The organism is Brevibacterium rongguiense (assembly GCF_009857845.1).
Lineage (GTDB): Bacteria > Actinomycetota > Actinomycetes > Actinomycetales > Brevibacteriaceae > Brevibacterium > Brevibacterium rongguiense.
Map to the genome: position 1 here is coordinate 25,020 of NZ_WWEQ01000001.1, position 17,241 is coordinate 42,260.

Genomic DNA, 17,241 nt, shown 5'->3' on the forward strand with positions numbered 1-17,241 from the left:
CAGCGCTGCGGTGTTCAACTCTGCTCGGCCCAGGCGAACGGCCTCCGGTGGCGGGGCAGCGCTGCCGCGCCCCGCGGTCGCTCCCCGTGGTGGGCTCCACTGTCTCGCCAGTCACGACCTGGGCTCAGACTACCAGCCGGCGATCCCTAGGATGAGGGCATGACCAGCGCCAGCACCCCGGCCGATCCGGCCGCCGCCCCCGAATGGATCCTCTCCCTCTCCTGCCCCGATCAGGGCGGCATCGTCTACGCCGTCACCGGTGCGCTCGTCGCCCTCGACGCGACGATCACCGAGTCCCAGCAGTTCGGCTCACCGGACACCCGCCGCTTCTTCCTGCGCCTGCAGTTCCGCACCCATGCCGGCGAGGAGGAGATCCGCGCGGCGCTGGAGCCGAACGCGCAGCGCCTGGACATGGAGTTCGAGCTCGCGCCCGCCGCGCGCCGCATGCGCACCCTCATCATGGTCTCGAAGACCGCGCACTGCCTCAACACGCTGCTGTTCCGCCGGGACGCCGGCATGCTGCCCATCGACGTCGTCGGCGTCATCGGCAACCACCCGGACCTCGAGCCCATGGCGCAGTTCTACGGCGTCCCGTTCTTCCACGTGCCGGCGCGCCCGGACGACAAGGCCGGGGCCGAGGCGCGCATGCTCGAACTCGTCGACGAGCTCGACGCCGAGCTCGTGGTGCTCGCGCGCTACATGCAGATCCTCTCCCCCGAGCTCACCGAGGCCATGGGCGGGCGGATCATCAACATCCACCACGCGTTCCTGCCCAGCTTCAAGGGCGCGAAGCCCTATCAGCGCGCCCACGAGCGCGGCGTCAAGCTCATCGGCGCGACCGCCCACTACGTCACCGCGGACCTCGACGAGGGCCCCATCATCGAGCAGGACGTCACCCGCGTGACCCATGCGCAGTCCAACGCCGAGTTCGTCCAGCAGGGCCAGGAGGTCGAGGCATCGGTCCTCGCCCGCGCGGTGCGCTGGCACGCCGAGCGCCGCGTCATCCTCGACGGCAAGCGCACGGTCGTCTTCAGCTAGGCCGCAGCCCCACCCGCAGCACAGCAGGCCCCGCCGCACTCGAGGTGCGGCGGGGCCTGCTGTGGGCGTGCGCGGCGCGGTGCGCCGGGCTGCGGATCACTCCTTCGAGTCGTCCGCGGCCTCCTGCGCCTCGTCCTCGTGGGGGCCGTCGGCGACGTCGGGCTCGGCGGGGGGCGCCTGCTCCTGCGTCTCCTGCGGCGCCTCGGTCTGAGCCGGCTCGGCCGGCTCGTCCCGGGCCGGGGTCGAGTTGGCCTGGGCAACCGCCTCGGCCTCCTTGACCGTCGCCTGCTTGGGCGAGTAGGCCTCGAGCACGAGCTCGATCACGGCCATCGGGGCGTTGTCGCCCTTGCGGGGGCCGATCTTCGTGATGCGGGTGTAGCCGCCCGGGCGCTCGGCGACGGCCGGAGCGATCGAGGTGAACAGCTCGTGGACGATCCCCTTGTCGGAGATGCGGCCCAGCACGCGGCGGCGAGCGGCGAGGTCGCCGCGCTTCGCGAACGTGATGAGGCGCTCCGCGACCGGGCGCAGGCGCTTGGCCTTCGTCACGGTCGTCGTGATCGACTTGTTCTCGAACAGCTGTGCGGCAAGGTTGTTGAGCATGAGCCGCTCATGCGCCGGGGAGCCGCCGAGGCGGGGTCCCTTCGTAGGCGTAGGCATGGGTTTGTCTCCTTGGAATTCTTAGAACTGTTCGTCCTCGACGAAGGACTCGTCGTCGCCGTCGGCGGGGACCGACTCGCCGAAGCCGGCCGGGCTGTCCTTGAGGCTCAGACCCAGCTCGCTGAGCTTCTGCTTGACCTCGTCGATTGACTTGGAGCCGAAGTTGCGGATGTCCATGAGGTCGGCCTCGCTGCGGCCCACGAGTTCGCCCACGGTGTGGATCCCCTCGCGCTTGAGGCAGTTGTACGACCGCACGGTGAGGTCGAGGTCCTCGATCGCCAGGGCGAGGTCCGCGGCCATCGCCGCATCGACCGGCGAGGGCCCGATGTCGATGCCCTCGGCCTCGACGTTGAGCTCGCGGGCCAGCCCGAAGAGCTCGACGAGGGTCTTGCCGGCCGAGGCCACCGCGTCGCGGGGGCTGATGGACGGCTTGGCCTCGACGTCGACGACCAGGCGGTCGAAGTCGGTGCGCTGCTCGACGCGGGTCGCCTCGACCTTGTAGGTCACCTTGAGCACCGGCGAGTAGATCGAGTCGACCGGGATCCGGCCGATCTCCGCGTCGATGTTCTTGTTCTGGGCGGCGGACACGTACCCGCGGCCGCGCTCGATCGTCAGCTCCATGTCCAGGCGCGCGTTCTCGTCGAGCGTGGCGATGAAGAGCTCCGGGTTGTGGATCTCGACGCCGCCGGGCGCGGAGATGTCCGCGGCCGTGACCTCGCCCGGTCCCTGCTTGCGCAGGTAGGCGACGACCGGCTCATCGAACTCCGAGGAGACGACGAGCGACTTGAGGTTGAGGATGAACTCGGTGACGTCTTCCTTCACACCGGGCACGGTGGTGAACTCGTGGAGGACACCGTCGACCCGGATGCTCGTCACGGCCGCGCCGGGAATCGAGGACAGCAGGGTCCGGCGCAGCGAGTTGCCGAGGGTGTAGCCGAAGCCGGGCTCGAGCGGCTCGATGACGAACCGCGACCGATGGGCGTCGACGACCTCTTCCGTAAGCGTGGGGCGCTGTGCAATCAGCACGTGGGCTTCCTTTCAGCGAGCATCCGCTATCTGACGCTCGCACTGCACTTCACGAGGCGGGGCCTGCGTGACGCTGGCGGGTGGGTTGGGACGAGGCTGATCAGCCGCGACGGCGCTTGGGGGGACGGCAGCCATTGTGGGGCGTCGGGGTGACGTCCTGGATGGTGCCGAGCTCCAGGCCGGTGGCCTGCAGCGAGCGGATCGCGGTCTCGCGGCCCGAACCCGGGCCCTTGACGAAGACGTCGACCTTCTTGAGGCCGTGCTCCTGGGCGCGGCGCGCGGCCGACTCGGCGGCCATCTGCGCGGCGTAGGGCGTGGACTTGCGCGAGCCCTTGAAGCCCACCTCGCCGGACGAGGCCCAGGAGATGACGGCGCCCGTGGGGTCCGTGATGGAGACGATCGTGTTGTTGAACGTCGACTTGATGTGCGCCTGGCCGTTGACGATGTTCTTCTTGTCCCTGCGGCGGGGCTTGCGCGCGGCTGCTGCGCGTGACTTGGGAGGCATAGTGTGAAAACTCCTGATCGAAAGCTGAGGGCTTACTTCTTCTTACCGGCGACCGTGCGCTTGGGGCCCTTGCGGGTGCGCGCATTGGTCTTCGTGCGCTGGCCGCGCACGGGCAGCCCGCGGCGGTGGCGGAGGCCCTCGTAGCTGCCGATCTCCACCTTGCGGCGGATGTCGGCGGTGACCTCGCGGCGGAGATCGCCTTCGACCTTGAACGTGCCCTCGATGTAGTCGCGCAGGCGGACGAGCTCGTCGTCGCTCAGGTCCTTCACGCGGGTATCGGGGCTCACGCCCGTGTCGGTCAGGGTCTGGCTCGCGCGAGTGCGGCCCACACCGTAGATGTATGTCAGGGCGACTTCCACGCGCTTTTCGCGCGGGAGGTCGACTCCGGCAAGACGTGCCATGTGTCTACTCCAATTGTCGATACGGAGGTGCTTGCTCAGGCCCGTCCCGCCTCATCGTGAGGCGGGTCCCCGGCCTCCGACCGGGGGTGTCGTCCCGTCCCCTGGACGGGGGGCGGGGCCTGCTTGGGTGTGGGTTCGCGCGCCCCTGCGGGGTGCCGAACTCCGGATCTGCCGGAAGTGGCCGATCAGCCCTGACGCTGCTTGTGGCGCGGGTTGTCGCAGATCACCATGACGCGGCTGTTGCGGCGGATGACCTTGCACTTCTCGCAGATCGGCTTGACGCTGGGCTTAACCTTCATCGCTCTTCCTTCTCCTCACAGCGAAGACCCCTGCAGGGCTGAGCCTGCGGGGCCGCGCGGCGAGAGGTGCCGAAATGCCGAACTTACTTGTACCGGTAGACGATGCGCCCTCGAGTGAGGTCGTACGGGGAGAGCTCCACGACGACGCGGTCCTCGGGGAGGATGCGGATGTAGTGCTGGCGCATCTTTCCGGAGATGTGCGCGAGCACCTTGTGGCCGTTGGTCAGCTCCACCCGGAACATTGCGTTCGGGAGGGCCTCGACAACGCTGCCTTCGATCTCAATGACCCCTTCTTTTTTGGCCATATCCTTCGTCAACCTCAGTTTCCCGCAGCCCGTCGACTGCGCATCGAATGTGCCTGCCCCCTGATGCGGGGGCCGGTACCGGCGGCCCGAAGCGCCGCGGTTCCCACACTCTCCGCGCCCGATACGATAGGCTCGCTCGTGCCACGGTGGGTGCAGTCTCCCCGACGATCACAGACCAATCGTCTACATTACACAGAATCGGGCCGCGATGCCAGTCCGCCGCTCTCCCCTGCGATCGCCCGACGGGCCCTGCCCGCCCCGCGGGTCACGCCTGCCCCACGGACACGCGCACGGCACCGTGGCCGAGGGCCGAGGCGCGCACTCCGCGGCGGCCCTCGCAGCGCGACTGCGCGCCTGTCTGGCAGACCCGGGCGCCTGCCGCGCCGATCTCGCAGCGCTGAGCGCCGAGCTGCTGCCCGCCCCGACGACGCCCGCGCAGCGCCTGCGCGCCGCCCTCGGCGTGCGCACCGCGCCCCGCCTCCTCGGCCCCCTGCTCGCCGAGCTCGGACCCGATGCGCTGGGCACCCTGCTCCCCCGCCTGCCGGCCCTCGAGCCGGCGGCGCGGGGCGGCGGCTGCGCGGAGCCGGCCGGTCGCGCGGTCGAGACCGTCGACCGGTCGCCGAGGGGCGTGGTTCCGGACCTGCGCCAGGGCCGGCTGGGCGACTGCTGGCTCGTCGCCGTCCTCATCGCCTGCGAGGCTGCGCGCCCGGGCTTTGCGCGCTCCCAGCTCACCCCGCTCGGACCCACCGCGGCCGCCGGCGCCGACGGCCCGCCGGCCGGGGCGCACCCGGCGATCGGCTTCTGGGCCGTGGACCTGTGGGCGCCGGCGCGCCGGCGCATCGTGGTCTCCGACCGCCTGCCCGTCGCCCACCGCTGTGGCGACGGGGGCCTGGCTCCCACCGCCGCGAGCATCGTGGAGAAGGCGGTCGCGGTGGCGCTGGGCGGTTCGTATCGGCGCCTGGAATCCAATCTTGCCGACGTCGCGCTCTGGCTGCTCACGGGCCGCGCGGCACCGGCACGGCCCGTGCCGCGACGCCTGGACGGCCTGGACCGCGCGCTGCGCGCGGGCCGCCCGGTCGTCGCCTCGACTCTCGTGCGGCCGCGCGGCTCGTTCCGCCTGCCGCGCGAGGATGGGCGCACCGCAGTGCCGATCATGGACGGACACGTCTATGCGGTGCTCGGCGTCGCGCGCACGGACGAGGACGGCCGCCCGGATCCCCGGCAGCCCCCGCGGGCGCGGCTGCGCAACCCGCTGGGCGGCAGCGGGCCGGCCGCCGGCGCGGACCTCTGGCTCTCGGCCCGCCAGCTGCGCCGCGCGTTCCTCAGCGTGAATGTCGGGCCGGTGCTGGCGGCGCGCCCGTGAGCGCCGGGGCCCGTGCGGCCCAGGGAGAAGGCAGTCGGGACGGGTCCGCTCTTCCGGCTCGGCTCGCGGCCGCCTGCGCGATCCGAATCGGGCAGCGCTCGCGACGCGGGTCCGACAAGGCGGCCCGATGAGGCGGGCCGGGATTGGATTGCGAGCGCGTTACCGGTGGCTGCCCCTGGCCGGTCGATCGCCGCGCGCCCGGCGCTTCGCGCGCGAGGTCGCGAAGAGGAGTGCCACCCATACGGCGAGCGAGGCGAAGAGGAGCAGCGCGGCGCCGGTGTCGTGGAAGAGCCGGCTCATGTCGTCCTGCAGCCACCGGCTCGGGTTGTTCTCACCCGTGGTCTCGCAGTAGATCCTCTGCGTGCGCTCGTCGTAGGCGACGTCGATCCCGCTGGCCCCACCGGGGCAGTAGGATTCCGGGTCTCCGACGGCGCCGTGGAGCCTGCTCGCAGCGAAAGCGCGCGGTGTCAGCCAGAGACCCAGCGACAGCAGCAGCATCGCGCTCGCTGCCCATGCGCCGATGCGCATGGCCCTGCGCCCGCGGTGGTCAGGCACGGGCTGCGGCCAGGATGTCAGCGCTCACGGTGGGCATGAGCCGAATGTATCTCGCCGGCCCAGGTCCGTCGATGGGCGATCGGCGATGGCGGGGGGCGGGGGCACTGGTCGACCATGGGAGACGGTGCCCCAGCCCCCTCCCCCCCCCCCGCCTCGCGAGCGGCCGAGGCACGCGGTCGTGATCGAGGTTTTCGACCGCCATGGCTAGCAGCCGGCCCACTCGATGTGCTCGGCACCGGGCAGGTCCGCGACGAGCGTCCGCAGGCGATCGGCGATGTGCGCGGCGTGCAGGGCGCGCAAGCCGCACATGAGGGCACCGGCGTCCGCGGCCAGATCGACCCCGGGCGTGAGCTCGGCGGGCAGGGCCGGGGTGTCGAGGACGAGCGCGGCCGCCCGGAAGAAGTGCTCGCCGAAGCTGCGCAGCGCCGCGTCGGAGGGCGCCGGACCCGCCGCCAGCGCGTCGCCCAGGGCGGGGGTGCGCGCGGCGGCGGCCCTGAGGCCCGCCCGCAGGCCGACCGGGTCGAAGGCGCGGGCGATGAGCTCGCGCGCGTGCTCGTGGCAGCGGGGCACGAGCGCGCTGGTGTCGGCCCATGCCGCCGCGGGCAGTGCCGCGAGCTCGGGGACGAGCGCGGCGGGCGCCTCGGCGGCGGCGGAGACGAACGCCCCCGGGCGCAGCCGGCCGAAGCCGTGGCGCCGGGCCAGGTAGTCGAGGCGGTCGCGGGCGGCCCGGTCGGACTCGGGCACGGCGGTGAGCAGCAGCGTCAGGCGCCCGGCGTAGACCGCACGGTCGCCCGCGCCGGACAGCGCATCGAAGGAGACCAGCAGGCGCGCGCCCAGGAAGAAGACGGCCCGGCCGCCGCGCGGCGCGCGGACGAGCAGGCCCCGGTGCACGAGCCGGTTGAGCTGGGTGTGCACGTTGGTCTCGGAGTATCCGCGCGCGGCGAGGACCGCAATGAACGCCGAGGTGGGCAGGGCATGCGCCCGCAGGCTGCCGAAGACGGAGACGATGTCGAAGGCAGGACGGGTGAGGCGGTAGCGCTGAGATGGTGACACAGTTTCACCGCGGTTCGTGAGGAAATGGTGATCCGGTTCACCCGATCCTACTGTGAGGGCCATGCGGCGCCCGCCGCAGCGCCCGTGACCCGGAAGGACTCCCCATGACCACTGACCCGCAGCACCCGGGTGGCCGTCCCCCCGCACCCCGTCCCGCCGCCTTGGCGGCAGCGGCGCAGTCGGCGCTGCTGGGCGCCTCGTTCGCGCTGGTGCTGTCGTTCGGGCTCTTCATGCTCATGGGATTCGGCATCGACGCCACCCTCGTGTGGATGCTCGCGCTGGGCCTGCTGGCCTTCGGCGCCACCTTCGCCCCGACGCTGCTGATTGCCCGTTCGCGCGAACGTCGGGCCCCCGGGGCCTGAGGCCCACGGCCGCCAGCCGGCCCGAGCGGGAGCGCGGCTCTCAGTCGAGCGGAACCGGGGCGATCCCGTAGGGCGCGAGCCCCGCGGCGCCGCCGTCGTCCTCGGTGAGCACCCAGATCCCGTCCGCGTGGCGGGCCACGGAGTTCTCCCAGTGCGCGGCCCGCGAGCCGTCGTCGTCATGACGGTCCACTCATCGGCGAGGGTGTGGCTCGCGATGCCGCCGGAGGTGAGCATCGGCTCGATGGCGAGCACCATGCCGGGCCGGACCTTCGGTCCCAGGTTCCTCGCCCGGTAGTTGAGGACCTCGGGCTCCATGTGCATCTGCGTGCCGATGCCGTGCCCGGTGTACTCCTCGACGAGGCCGAATTCCGGGGCCTCGCGCGCGGCGAAGTCGTCGATGGCCGCGCCGATGTCCCCCACCCGCTTGGCGGAGGCGAATGCGGCGATGCCGGCCCACATCGCACCCTCGGTGGCCCTGCTCAGGGCCAGGTCCACGGGATCGGCGGCCGCATCGCCGCCCACGATGACCGTGATCGCGGCGTCCCCGTGCCAGCCCTCGACGATCGCGCCGCCGTCGATCGACACGACGTCGCCGGGCTCGAGGTTGCGCGGCCCGGGGATGCCGTGGACGATGACGTCGTTGACGGACACGCACAGCGTCGCGGGATAGCCCATGTAGCCCAGGAAGTTCGAGGCGGCGCCCGCCCCGGCGATCGCGGCGGCCCCGGCGGAGTCCACATCGTCGGTGGTGGCGCCGGGCACGCAGACCGCGCGCGCGGCCTCGAGCGCGGCGCGGGTGACGAGCCCGGCGCGGCGCATGGTGCGGATCTGGTCCGGGCTCTTGAGCTCGACGCGCGGGGAGAACATCAGCGGCCGAGGGCGGCCAGGATCCGCGCGGTGATCTCCTCGACCTCGCCCAGGCCGTCGACGCGGCGCAGCAGCCCGCGGTCGGCGTAGATGTCCGTCAGCGGCTGCGTCTGCTCCGCGTAGACGTCCAGGCGGTGGCGGATGACGTCTTCCGTGTCGTCCGAGCGGCCCTGCAGCTGCGAGCGGGTGAGCAGGCGGGCGACCACCTCATCGGTGTCGGCGGTGAGCTCGACGACGTGGTCGAGGCCGTGCCCCTGCGCCGAGAGCATGCGGTCGAGTTCCTCGACCTGGGCCGCGGTGCGCGGGTAGCCGTCCAGCAGGAAGCCGTCCGCGGCATCGTCCTGGGCCAGGCGGTCCGCGATCATCTTGTTCGTGACCTCGTCGGGCACGTACTCGCCGGCGTCCATGTAGCGCTTGGCGGTGGTGCCCAGCTCCGTCTCGCCCTTGACGTTGGCGCGGAAGATGTCGCCGGTGGAGATCGCGGGGATGCCCAGCTCCTCGCTCAGGCGCTCGGCCTGCGTGCCCTTGCCGGCCCCGGGAGGGCCGATGAGGATGATGCGCTCGCTCATGGGAATCCTTTCGTAGACGGCCGCGGCCGGTGTGCTCAGCGCAGCAGGCCCTCGTAGTGGCGCTGCTGGAGCTGCGAGTCGATCTGCTTGACGGTCTCGAGGCCCACGCCCACCACGATGAGCAGCGAGGTGCCGCCGAACGGGAAGTTCTGGCTGGCGCCGACGAGCACGAGCGCGACGAGCGGGATCATGGCGACGAACGCCAGGTAGATCGAACCGGGGAACGTGATGCGCGTGAGCACGAAGCTCAGGTAGCGCTCGGTCGGCCGGCCGGCGCGGATGCCCGGGATGAAGCCGCCGTACTTCTTCATGTTGTCCGCGACCTCCTCCGGGTTGAAGGTGATCGCCACGTAGAAGTAGGCGAAGAAGATCGTGAGCACCGCGTAGGCGATCATGTAGATCGGGTGGTCGCCGCGGGTCAGGTAGGTCTGGATCCACTGCGTCCAGCCCGCGTCCTTGGGTCCGAACTGCGCGATGAGCGAGGGCAGGTAGAGCACCGAGGATGCGAAGATCACGGGGATGACGCCGGCCTGGTTGACCTTGATCGGGATGTACGTCGAGGTGCCGCCGAACATCCGCCGGCCCACCATGCGCTTGGCGTACTGGACGGGGATGCGGCGCTGGGACTGCTCGACGAAGACGACGAGGGCGACGATCGCGAGGCCCACGAGCACGACGATCGCGAAGGTGTCCGGGCCCTTCGTCTTGAGGATCGCGCCGAATGCCGAGGGGAAGCCCGCGGCCACCGAGGTGAAGATGAGCAGCGACATGCCGTTGCCGATTCCCCGCTCGGTGATCTGCTCGCCCAGCCACATGATGAGGCCGGTGCCCGCGGTCAGCGTCACGATGATGATCGCGATGCCCCACCACTCGTCGTTGACGATGAGGTTCGTGCACGACTCGTTGTTGCCGAACAGCGCGCCGGAGCGGACCGTCGAGACGAGGGTCGTCGCGTTGAGGATCGCGAGCCCGATCGTCATGTAGCGGGTGTACTGCGTGAGCTTCGCCTGGCCGGAGGCGCCCTCCTTGTGGAGGGCCTCGAAGCGCGGGATGACCACGCGCAGCAGCTGGGTGATGATGCTCGCGGTGATGTAGGGCATGATGCCCAGCGCGAAGATCGACAGCTGGAGCAGGGCCCCGCCGCTGAACAGGTTGATGAGCCCGAACGCGCCCTGGGTGAGCTCCGGCGAGGCCACGCACTCCTGCACGCGCTTGAAGTCGATGCCGGGCGAGGGGATGTAGCAGCCCACGCGGTAGAGCACGATGATGCTGAGAGTGAAGAGGAGTTTCTTCCTCAGATCGGGCGTTCTGAAAGCCCGCCCAATAGCGCCGAGCAAGCGTCCTCCTCGGTAGATGATCAGTGCGATGCAGGTGGGTCCCGGGGCATGGCGCGGCCGGGTACCAGTGGAACCTTACCAGGGTGGGCGGGTCTGGCGGCAATCGCGCGGCCGCCCACCGGCCCGGTGCGGCCGATGCGGGGCCCGAGGCGCGTGAGCCCGCCCGCGCCGGTGCGCGGGGCTCCGCGCACGCACGGAGGGGAGGACGGCCGAGCGGCCGTCCTCCCCTCCGGAGTGCGAATGGCGTTCGATCACACGGTGGTGGTCGAACCGCCCGCCGCCGCGATCTTCTCCGCTGCGGAGCCGGAGAACCTGTTCGCGGTGACGTCGAGCTTCACGGTGATCTCACCGGTGCCGAGCACCTTGACGGGCTGGTTGGCCCGCACGGCGCCCTTGGCGACGAGCTCCTCGATGCCCACGGTGCCGCCCTCGGGGAACAGCGCGGAGAGCTTGTCGAGGTTGACGACCTGGAAGGTCACCTTGTTCGGGTTCTTGAACCCGCGCAGCTTGGGCAGCCGCATGTGCAGCGGCGTCTGCCCACCCTCGAAGCCGTGGGGCACCTGGTAGCGGGCCTTCGTGCCCTTGGTGCCGCGGCCGGCGGTCTTGCCCTTCGAGCCCTCGCCGCGACCCACGCGGGTCTTGGGAGTGTTCGAGCCGGGGGCAGGGCGCAGGTGGTGGAGTTTGAGCGAGCGCTGATCTGCCATATCAGTCCACCTCTTCGATCTTCACGAGGTGGCTCACGACATTCACCATGCCGCGGATCTCCGGACGGTCCTCTTTCACGACGGAATCGCTGATCCGCTTGAGGCCGAGGGTCCGGAGCGTCTCGCGCTGGTTGCGCTTGCCACCGATTTCGGACTTGGTCTGGGTAATCTTCAGCTTGGCCATCAGGCGTTCGCCCCGCTTTCCTCTGCGCGCAGCATGGCCTGCGGTGCGACCTCGTCCACGGGCAGCCCGCGGCGGGCGGCGACGGCCTGCGGCGTCTCGAGGGCCTTGAGCGCGGCGATCGTGGCGTGCACGATGTTGATCGCGTTCGAGGAGCCCAGCGACTTCGACAGGATGTCGTGGATGCCCGCTGCGTCGAGGACGGCGCGCACGGGGCCGCCGGCGATGACGCCGGTGCCGGGTGCGGCCGGGCGCAGCAGGACGACGCCGGCCGCTTCCTCGCCCTGGACGGGGTGCGGGATGGTCTTCTGGATGCGGGGGACGCGGAAGAAGTTCTTCTTCGCCTCCTCCACGCCCTTGGCGATGGCCGCGGGAACTTCCTTGGCCTTGCCGTAGCCCATGCCCACCATGCCGTTGCCGTCGCCCACGACGACCAGTGCGGTGAAGGAGAACCGACGTCCGCCCTTGACCACCTTGGACACGCGGTTGATCGTCACGACGTGCTCGACGAACTGGTTCTTGTCGTCGCGGTCCTGGCGGTTGCCGCGGCGGTTGCCGCCGTCCCCGCGGCCACGGCCGCCGCGGCCACGGCCGCGATCGTCGCCCTGACCCTGGGACTGGTTCTGGCCCTGCCCCTGGCCCTGGTTCTGGCCCTGGGCCTGGTCGGCGGTCTGCTGCTGGTCCTTGTTCTCTTCGCTCACAGGCTCAGCCCTCCTTCACGTGCGCCTTCGGCGATGGCCGCAACGCGGCCGTGGTAGGCATTGCCCCCGCGGTCGAAGACCACGGAGTCGATGCCGGCGGCCTTCGCGCGGTCGGCCACCAGGGAGCCCACCTTGCGGGCCTTGGCGGTCTTGTCGCCCGCGTCGGCGCGCAGTTCGGGCTCCATCGTCGACGCCGAGACCAGCGTGTGGCCCTTCGCATCGTCGATGACCTGCACGAACACGTGCCGCGAGGACCGGGTGACCGCGAGGCGGGGGCGCTCCGCGGTGCCGGAGATGTGCTTGCGCAGACGGGTGTGGCGACGGGCGCGCGCGGCGGCCTTGCCCTTGCCGTAGCTCTGCTTCTTTCCGAAGGCCATGGTCACTTACCAGCCTTTCCGACCTTGCGGCGAATGTTCTCGCCGGCGTAGCGAACGCCCTTGCCCTTGTACGGCTCGGGCTTGCGCAGCTTGCGGATCTTCGCCGCAACCTCGCCGACCTGCTGCTTCGAGATGCCGGAGACGGTCAGCCTGTTCTGACCCTCCACGGAGAACGTGATGCCCTCCGGCGGCTCAACGGTGATCGAGTGGCTGTAGCCCAGGGCGAACTCGAGGTTCGCGCCCTTGGCCTGCACACGGTAGCCCGTGCCCACGATCTCGAGGGACTTCTTGAAGCCCTCGGTGACGCCGATGATGGCGTTGTTGATGAGCGTCCGGCTCAGCCCGTGGAGCGAACGCGACTCGCGCTCGTCGTCGGGGCGGGTCACCGTGATGACGCCGTCGTCCAGGGTCGCCCGGATGGGCTCCGGGACCGTGACGGCGAACTCGCCCTTGGGCCCCTTGACGGACACGTGCTGCCCGTCGATCGCGACCTCCACGCCCGAGGGAACGGAGATCGGCTGCTTGCCAATGCGTGACATGTGCTCTCTCCTTCCTTACCAGACGTAGGCGAGGACTTCTCCGCCCACGCCCTTCTTGGCGGCCTGACGATCGGTGAGCAGGCCGGAGGACGTCGACAGGATCGCGATGCCCAGTCCGCCCAGGACCTTCGGCAGGTTCGTGCTCTTCGCGTAGACCCGCAGACCCGGCTTCGACACGCGCTTGAGGCCGGCGATCGACCGCTCGCGGTTCGGGCCGAACTTGAGGTCGAGCTCGAGGCTCTTGCCGACCTCCGCGTCCGCGACGCGGTAGTCGGCGATGTAGCCCTCGGCCTTGAGGATCTCGGCGATGTTCGTCTTCAGCTTGCTGTGGGGCATGCTGACTTCTTCGTGATACGCCGAATTGGCGTTGCGCAGACGCGTGAGCATGTCTGCGACGGGATCGGTCATAGTCATTGGGCTCGTGCCCTTCCTCGTTGAGGTTTCCCCGCGCGGGGGACCTGCAGCGTAGAGATCAGTTGGTCTTGAACGGGAAGCCGAGGTGGCGGAGCAGTGCCCGGCCGTCCTCGTCCGACTTGGCGGTCGTCACGACGGTGATGTCCATGCCGCGCACCCGGTCGATCGCGTCCTGGTCGATCTCGTGGAACATCGACTGCTCCGTGAGGCCGAACGTGTAGTTGCCGTTGCCGTCGAACTGGCGGTCCGACAGGCCGCGGAAGTCGCGGATGCGGGGCAGCGCGAGCGACACGACGCGGTCGAGGAACTCCCACATGCGCGCGCCGCGCAGCGTGACGTGCGCGCCGATCGGCTGGCCCTCGCGCAGCTTGAACTGCGCGATCGACTTGCGTGCGCGGGTCACGACCGGCTTCTGGCCCGTGATGAGCGTGAGGTCGTTGATCGCGCCCTCGATGAGCTTCGAGTCGCGGGCGGCGTCCCCGACGCCCATGTTGACGACGACCTTGGTCAGCGTCGGCACCTGCATGGGGTTGGCGTAGCCGAACTCGTCCTGCAGCTTGGCCACGATCTCATCGCGGTAGACCTGCTTGAGGCGCGGTGCGGGACGGTTGGACACGGTGTTCTCGGTCATCAGATGTCCTCCCCGGTGCGGCGCGAGATGCGGATCCGCACGGTCTTCTGCCGACCGTCGCGCTCCACGACCTCTTCGCGGTAGCCCACGCGGGTGGGCTTCTTGTCCTTCGGATCCACGAGCATGACGTTCGAGACGTGGATGGGCGCCTCGACGACCTCGATGCCGCCGGCGGTGGCGCCGTTGGCGGTCTGGCCGGCCTTCTTGTGCTTGGTCACGCGGTTGATGCCCTCGACGAGCACGCGATTGCGCTCCGGGTAGACCTCGAGGACCTTGCCCTGCTTGCCGCGGTCGCCGCCGCGGGCCTGCCGGGCACCGGAGATCACCTGGACGAGGTCGCCCTTCTTGATCTTGAGCTTGTTCGCCATGTTCACAGCACCTCCGGCGCGAGCGAGACGATCTTCATGAACTTCTTGTCGCGCAGCTCGCGGCCCACGGGTCCGAAGATGCGGGTGCCGCGGGGCTCGCCGTCGTTCTTGAGGATGACGGCCGCGTTCTCATCGAAGCGGATGTAGGAGCCGTCGCTGCGGCGGCGCTCCTTGACGGTGCGGACGATGACGGCCTTGACCACATCGCCCTTCTTGACGTTGCCCCCGGGGATGGCGTCCTTGACGGTGGCGACGATCGTGTCGCCGATGCCGGCGTAGCGCCGGCCCGAGCCCCCGAGGATCCGGATCGCGAGGATTTCCTTCGCTCCGGTGTTGTCGGCGACCTTGAGTCGCGACTCCTGCTGGATCACTGTTCATTCTCCTGTCGTCACGCGGGTTCTCGCCTGGGGCGAGCCTTGCGGAACGGTCATGGTCAACTGCCCCGCCCGGGTTCCCGGTGGCCGCCGCGGAACAGGCGGGACCGGGAGGGACCGGGCGGGCTTCACATCACTTGGCGCGCTCGACGACCTCGAGCAGCCGCCAGCGCTTGGAAGCCGAGAGCGGGCGGGTTTCGGCGACGCGGACGAGGTCGCCGATGCCGGCGGTGTTCTCCTCGTCGTGCGCCTTGATCTTGCTGGTGGTGCGCAAGACCTTGCCGTAGAGGCGGTGCTTCTTGCGGTCCTCGACCTCGACGACGATGGTCTTGTCCATCTTGTCGGAGACGACGTAGCCGCGCATCACCTTGCGCGAGCCGCGCTCGGCGGCCTGGGTCTGCTCGGACATCACTTATCCTCTTCCTTCGCCTCGGCGGGGTTGGTGCGGATCGACAGCTCGCGCTCTCGGAGCACGGTGTAGATCCGGGCGATGTCCCGGCGGACGGCCTTGAGCCGGCCGTTGCTCTCCAGCTGGCCGGTGGCCGACTGGAAGCGGAGGTTGAACAGCTCGGCCTTGGCCTTCTTGAGCTCCTCGACCAGACGCTGCTCGTCATAGCCGTCGAGCACGTCCATGGAGAGGTCCTTCGAACCGATCGCCATGATCACTCACCACCTTCGCGCGAAACGATGCGCGCCTTGAGCGGAAGCTTGTGGATCGCCAGGCGCAGGGCCTCGCGAGCGACTTCCTCGGACACGCCGGCCAGCTCGAACATGACGCGGCCCGGCTTGACATTGGACACCCACCACTCGGGCGAGCCCTTGCCGGAGCCCATGCGGGTCTCGGCGGGGCGCTTGGTCAGCGGGCGGTCCGGGTAGATGTTGATCCAGACCTTGCCGCCGCGCTTGATGTGGCGGGTCATGGCGATACGCGCGGCCTCGATCTGCCGGTTGGTCACGTAGGCGTGCTCGAGCGCCTGGATGCCCCAGTCGCCGAACGACACCTCGGTGCCGCCCTTGGCGACGCCACGGCGCTTGGGATGGTGCTGCTTGCGGTACTTGACGCGACGCGGGATCAGCACGGGTCAGCCCTCCGATCCGGCCGGCGCCTCAGACGCGGCGTCGGCAGAGTTCTCAGTCTTCTTCTGGGGGGCGCCCTGGCGCTCCGGCGCGCGGCCGCGGCCGGGGCCTCCCGCGCGTCCGCGGCCGCGGCCGGCACCGCGGGGACCGCGGTTGTTCGGCTGCTGCGCCTCGACGGCGGCGAGTTCCTTGTCGGTCAGGTCGCCCTTGTAGATCCACACCTTCACGCCGATGCGGCCGAAGGTGGTCTGCGCCTCGTAGAAGCCGTAGTCGATGTTCGCGCGGAGCGTGTGCAGCGGCACCCGGCCCTCGCGGTAGAACTCCGACCGGCTCATCTCGGCGCCGCCCAGGCGGCCGGCGCACTGCACGCGGATGCCCTTGGCCCCGGCCCGCTGCGCGGACTGGATGGCCTTGCGCATCGCGCGGCGGAACGCCACGCGGCTGGCGAGCTGCTCGGCGACGCCCTGCGCGACGAGCTGGGCGTCGACCTCGGGGTTCTTGACCTCGAGGATGTTGAGCTGGATCTGCTTGCCGGTGAGCTTCTCGAGCTGACCGCGCAGGCGGTCGGCCTCGGAGCCGCGGCGCCCGATCACGATGCCCGGACGCGCCGTGTGGATGTCCACGCGGACGCGGTCGCGGGTGCGCTCGATGTTGACCTGCGAGAGGCCGGCGCGCTCGAGGCTGCTCTTGAGCAGCCGGCGGATCCGGACGTCTTCGCCGACGTAGTCGGCGTAGCGCTGGCCGGGCTTGTTGGAGTCCGCGAACCACTTCGACTTGTGGTCGGTCGTGATTCCCAGGCGGAATCCGTTCGGGTTGATCTTCTGGCCCATCAGGCGTTCTCCTTCCGTGAAGCGCCGGCTTCCTCAGAGGAGAGCACCAGGGTGATGTGGCTCGTGCGCTTGTTGATGCGGTAGGCACGGCCCTGTGCGCGCGGCCGGAACCGCTTCATCGTCGGGCCTTCGTCGACGTACGCCTCCGAGATGACCAGGTCATCCTCGTTGAACGCCTCGCCGAACCTGTCGGCCTGCACGCGGGCATTCGCGATGCCGGACGCGACGAGCTTGTAGACCGGCTCGGAGGCGGCCTGCTCTGCGAATTTCAGGACCGCGAGGGCTTCGGTTGCCTGCTGACCACGAATGAGGTCAACGACACGCCGAGCCTTCTGGGGCGTGACGCGCAGGTAGCGCACCTTCGCCTTGGCTTCCATCGTTTCCTTCTCTCTTTTGATGACCGCGGGTCGGCGCCTCAGCGGCGACGGCCCTTGCGATCGTCCTTCTCGTGGCCGCGGAACGTCCGCGTCGGTGCGAATTCGCCGAGCTTGTGCCCGACCATGGACTCGGTGATGAACACCGGGACATGCTTGCGCCCGTCGTGCACGGCGATCGTGTGGCCCAGGAAATCCGGGACGATCATCGAGCGGCGGGACCACGTCTTGATGACGTTCTTGGTGCCCTTTTCGTTCTGAGCAGCGACCTTCTTGTAGAGGTGCTCATCGACGAAGGGGCCCTTCTTCAGACTGCGAGGCATTTCTCAGGCTC

Annotated in this window: 28 protein-coding genes, 1 pseudogene and 1 riboswitch; of the genes and pseudogenes, 3 read left to right on the forward strand and 26 right to left on the reverse strand. The window is 70.0% G+C overall.

Annotated elements, in window-relative coordinates:
• Positions 1–20: 20 nt before the first annotated feature.
• Positions 21–125, reverse strand: a riboswitch (ZMP/ZTP riboswitch).
• 34 nt (positions 126–159) lie between these two features.
• Complete coding sequence (gene purU / locus GSY69_RS00115; RefSeq protein ID WP_160951893.1) at positions 160–1,038, forward strand: formyltetrahydrofolate deformylase; 879 nt, start codon at positions 160–162, stop codon at positions 1,036–1,038.
• Positions 1,039–1,134: 96 nt separating this feature from the next.
• Here purU and rplQ read toward each other — a convergent pair whose 3' ends face one another.
• The 6 genes from rplQ to infA form a co-directional block, all read right to left on the reverse strand.
• Positions 1,135–1,695, reverse strand: coding sequence for a 50S ribosomal protein L17 (gene rplQ, locus GSY69_RS00120; RefSeq protein WP_160951894.1), 561 nt, complete (start codon positions 1,693–1,695; stop codon positions 1,135–1,137).
• Positions 1,696–1,716: 21 nt separating this feature from the next.
• Positions 1,717–2,721 carry a DNA-directed RNA polymerase subunit alpha gene (locus GSY69_RS00125; RefSeq protein WP_160951895.1) on the reverse strand — a complete coding sequence of 335 codons (1,005 nt, stop codon included), beginning with the start codon at positions 2,719–2,721 and terminating at the stop codon, positions 1,717–1,719.
• 100 nt (positions 2,722–2,821) lie between these two features.
• Entirely contained in the window at positions 2,822–3,226 is a 405-nt protein-coding gene (gene rpsK, locus GSY69_RS00130) for a 30S ribosomal protein S11 (protein WP_160951896.1), read from the reverse strand.
• A gap of 32 nt (positions 3,227–3,258) precedes the next feature.
• Positions 3,259–3,627, reverse strand: coding sequence for a 30S ribosomal protein S13 (gene rpsM / locus GSY69_RS00135; RefSeq protein ID WP_160951897.1), 369 nt, complete (start codon positions 3,625–3,627; stop codon positions 3,259–3,261).
• Between the two features lie 185 nt (positions 3,628–3,812).
• The gene (gene rpmJ, locus GSY69_RS00140) at positions 3,813–3,926 is read right to left on the reverse strand and encodes a 50S ribosomal protein L36 (RefSeq protein WP_160951898.1); all 114 of its coding nucleotides are present in this window, start codon (positions 3,924–3,926) and stop codon (positions 3,813–3,815) included.
• An 83-nt stretch (positions 3,927–4,009) separates the two neighbouring features.
• Positions 4,010–4,231, reverse strand: a complete 222-nt coding sequence (gene infA / locus GSY69_RS00145; protein WP_101653563.1) for a translation initiation factor IF-1 — start codon at positions 4,229–4,231, stop codon at positions 4,010–4,012.
• A gap of 298 nt (positions 4,232–4,529) precedes the next feature.
• Between infA and GSY69_RS00150 the strand changes: the two genes are divergently transcribed.
• On the forward strand, positions 4,530–5,594 hold the full coding sequence (locus GSY69_RS00150; protein WP_160951899.1) for a C2 family cysteine protease: 1,065 nt from the start codon (positions 4,530–4,532) through the stop codon (positions 5,592–5,594).
• 159 nt (positions 5,595–5,753) lie between these two features.
• On the opposite strand, the gene GSY69_RS00155 is transcribed toward GSY69_RS00150, so the two are convergent.
• Both GSY69_RS00155 and GSY69_RS00160 read right to left on the reverse strand, forming a co-directional pair.
• A complete protein-coding gene (locus tag GSY69_RS00155; protein ID WP_160951900.1) occupies positions 5,754–6,149 on the reverse strand; it encodes a hypothetical protein in 396 nt (131 codons plus the stop codon).
• 204 nt (positions 6,150–6,353) lie between these two features.
• The gene (locus GSY69_RS00160; RefSeq protein ID WP_160951901.1) at positions 6,354–7,202 is read right to left on the reverse strand and encodes a hypothetical protein; all 849 of its coding nucleotides are present in this window, start codon (positions 7,200–7,202) and stop codon (positions 6,354–6,356) included.
• A gap of 104 nt (positions 7,203–7,306) precedes the next feature.
• Here GSY69_RS00160 and GSY69_RS00165 point away from each other — a divergent pair, with 104 nt between their 5' ends.
• Positions 7,307–7,564 carry a hypothetical protein gene (locus GSY69_RS00165; protein ID WP_160951902.1) on the forward strand — a complete coding sequence of 86 codons (258 nt, stop codon included), beginning with the start codon at positions 7,307–7,309 and terminating at the stop codon, positions 7,562–7,564.
• A gap of 40 nt (positions 7,565–7,604) precedes the next feature.
• Here GSY69_RS00165 and map read toward each other — a convergent pair.
• From map to rpsS, 18 genes and pseudogenes are all read right to left on the reverse strand, one after another.
• Positions 7,605–8,431 (reverse strand): annotated as a pseudogene (gene map / locus GSY69_RS00170) (type I methionyl aminopeptidase).
• Entirely contained in the window at positions 8,431–9,000 is a 570-nt protein-coding gene (locus GSY69_RS00175; RefSeq protein WP_160951903.1) for an adenylate kinase, read from the reverse strand. Before GSY69_RS00175 ends, map begins: the two are co-directional and overlap by 1 nt.
• A 35-nt stretch (positions 9,001–9,035) precedes the next feature.
• Positions 9,036–10,337: a preprotein translocase subunit SecY gene (gene secY, locus GSY69_RS00180; RefSeq protein ID WP_160951904.1), complete on the reverse strand. Its 1,302-nt coding sequence runs from the start codon at positions 10,335–10,337 to the stop codon at positions 9,036–9,038.
• Positions 10,338–10,588: 251 nt separating this feature from the next.
• Positions 10,589–11,041, reverse strand: a complete 453-nt coding sequence (gene rplO / locus GSY69_RS00185) for a 50S ribosomal protein L15 (protein WP_160951905.1) — start codon at positions 11,039–11,041, stop codon at positions 10,589–10,591.
• Between the two features lies 1 nt (position 11,042).
• Positions 11,043–11,225 carry a 50S ribosomal protein L30 gene (gene rpmD, locus GSY69_RS00190; protein ID WP_160951906.1) on the reverse strand — a complete coding sequence of 61 codons (183 nt, stop codon included), beginning with the start codon at positions 11,223–11,225 and terminating at the stop codon, positions 11,043–11,045.
• On the reverse strand, positions 11,225–11,923 hold the full coding sequence (gene rpsE / locus GSY69_RS00195) for a 30S ribosomal protein S5 (RefSeq protein ID WP_160951907.1): 699 nt from the start codon (positions 11,921–11,923) through the stop codon (positions 11,225–11,227). The genes rpmD and rpsE overlap by 1 nt, the downstream gene beginning before the upstream one ends.
• On the reverse strand, positions 11,920–12,300 hold the full coding sequence (rplR, locus tag GSY69_RS00200) for a 50S ribosomal protein L18 (protein WP_160951963.1): 381 nt from the start codon (positions 12,298–12,300) through the stop codon (positions 11,920–11,922). Before rplR ends, rpsE begins: the two co-directional genes overlap by 4 nt.
• Before the next feature lie 2 nt (positions 12,301–12,302).
• Entirely contained in the window at positions 12,303–12,839 is a 537-nt protein-coding gene (gene rplF, locus GSY69_RS00205) for a 50S ribosomal protein L6 (protein WP_160951908.1), read from the reverse strand.
• A gap of 15 nt (positions 12,840–12,854) precedes the next feature.
• Positions 12,855–13,253, reverse strand: a complete 399-nt coding sequence (gene rpsH, locus GSY69_RS00210) for a 30S ribosomal protein S8 (protein ID WP_160951909.1) — start codon at positions 13,251–13,253, stop codon at positions 12,855–12,857.
• Between the two features lie 58 nt (positions 13,254–13,311).
• On the reverse strand, positions 13,312–13,884 hold the full coding sequence (gene rplE, locus GSY69_RS00215; protein ID WP_160951910.1) for a 50S ribosomal protein L5: 573 nt from the start codon (positions 13,882–13,884) through the stop codon (positions 13,312–13,314).
• Entirely contained in the window at positions 13,884–14,252 is a 369-nt protein-coding gene (gene rplX, locus GSY69_RS00220) for a 50S ribosomal protein L24 (RefSeq protein ID WP_160951911.1), read from the reverse strand. The genes rplE and rplX overlap by 1 nt, the downstream gene beginning before the upstream one ends.
• Positions 14,253–14,254: 2 nt before the next feature.
• Positions 14,255–14,623, reverse strand: coding sequence for a 50S ribosomal protein L14 (rplN, locus tag GSY69_RS00225; RefSeq protein WP_160951912.1), 369 nt, complete (start codon positions 14,621–14,623; stop codon positions 14,255–14,257).
• 136 nt (positions 14,624–14,759) lie between these two features.
• The gene (rpsQ, locus tag GSY69_RS00230) at positions 14,760–15,035 is read right to left on the reverse strand and encodes a 30S ribosomal protein S17 (protein WP_160951913.1); all 276 of its coding nucleotides are present in this window, start codon (positions 15,033–15,035) and stop codon (positions 14,760–14,762) included.
• On the reverse strand, positions 15,035–15,286 hold the full coding sequence (gene rpmC, locus GSY69_RS00235; RefSeq protein ID WP_160951914.1) for a 50S ribosomal protein L29: 252 nt from the start codon (positions 15,284–15,286) through the stop codon (positions 15,035–15,037). The genes rpsQ and rpmC overlap by 1 nt, the downstream gene beginning before the upstream one ends.
• 2 nt (positions 15,287–15,288) lie before the next feature.
• A complete protein-coding gene (gene rplP / locus GSY69_RS00240) occupies positions 15,289–15,705 on the reverse strand; it encodes a 50S ribosomal protein L16 (protein WP_160951915.1) in 417 nt (138 codons plus the stop codon).
• 3 nt (positions 15,706–15,708) lie between these two features.
• On the reverse strand, positions 15,709–16,533 hold the full coding sequence (gene rpsC, locus GSY69_RS00245; protein WP_160951916.1) for a 30S ribosomal protein S3: 825 nt from the start codon (positions 16,531–16,533) through the stop codon (positions 15,709–15,711).
• Positions 16,533–16,910, reverse strand: a complete 378-nt coding sequence (gene rplV / locus GSY69_RS00250; protein ID WP_160951917.1) for a 50S ribosomal protein L22 — start codon at positions 16,908–16,910, stop codon at positions 16,533–16,535. Before rplV ends, rpsC begins: the two co-directional genes overlap by 1 nt.
• Before the next feature lie 38 nt (positions 16,911–16,948).
• The gene (gene rpsS / locus GSY69_RS00255) at positions 16,949–17,230 is read right to left on the reverse strand and encodes a 30S ribosomal protein S19 (RefSeq protein WP_160951918.1); all 282 of its coding nucleotides are present in this window, start codon (positions 17,228–17,230) and stop codon (positions 16,949–16,951) included.
• Positions 17,231–17,241 lie beyond the last annotated feature (11 nt).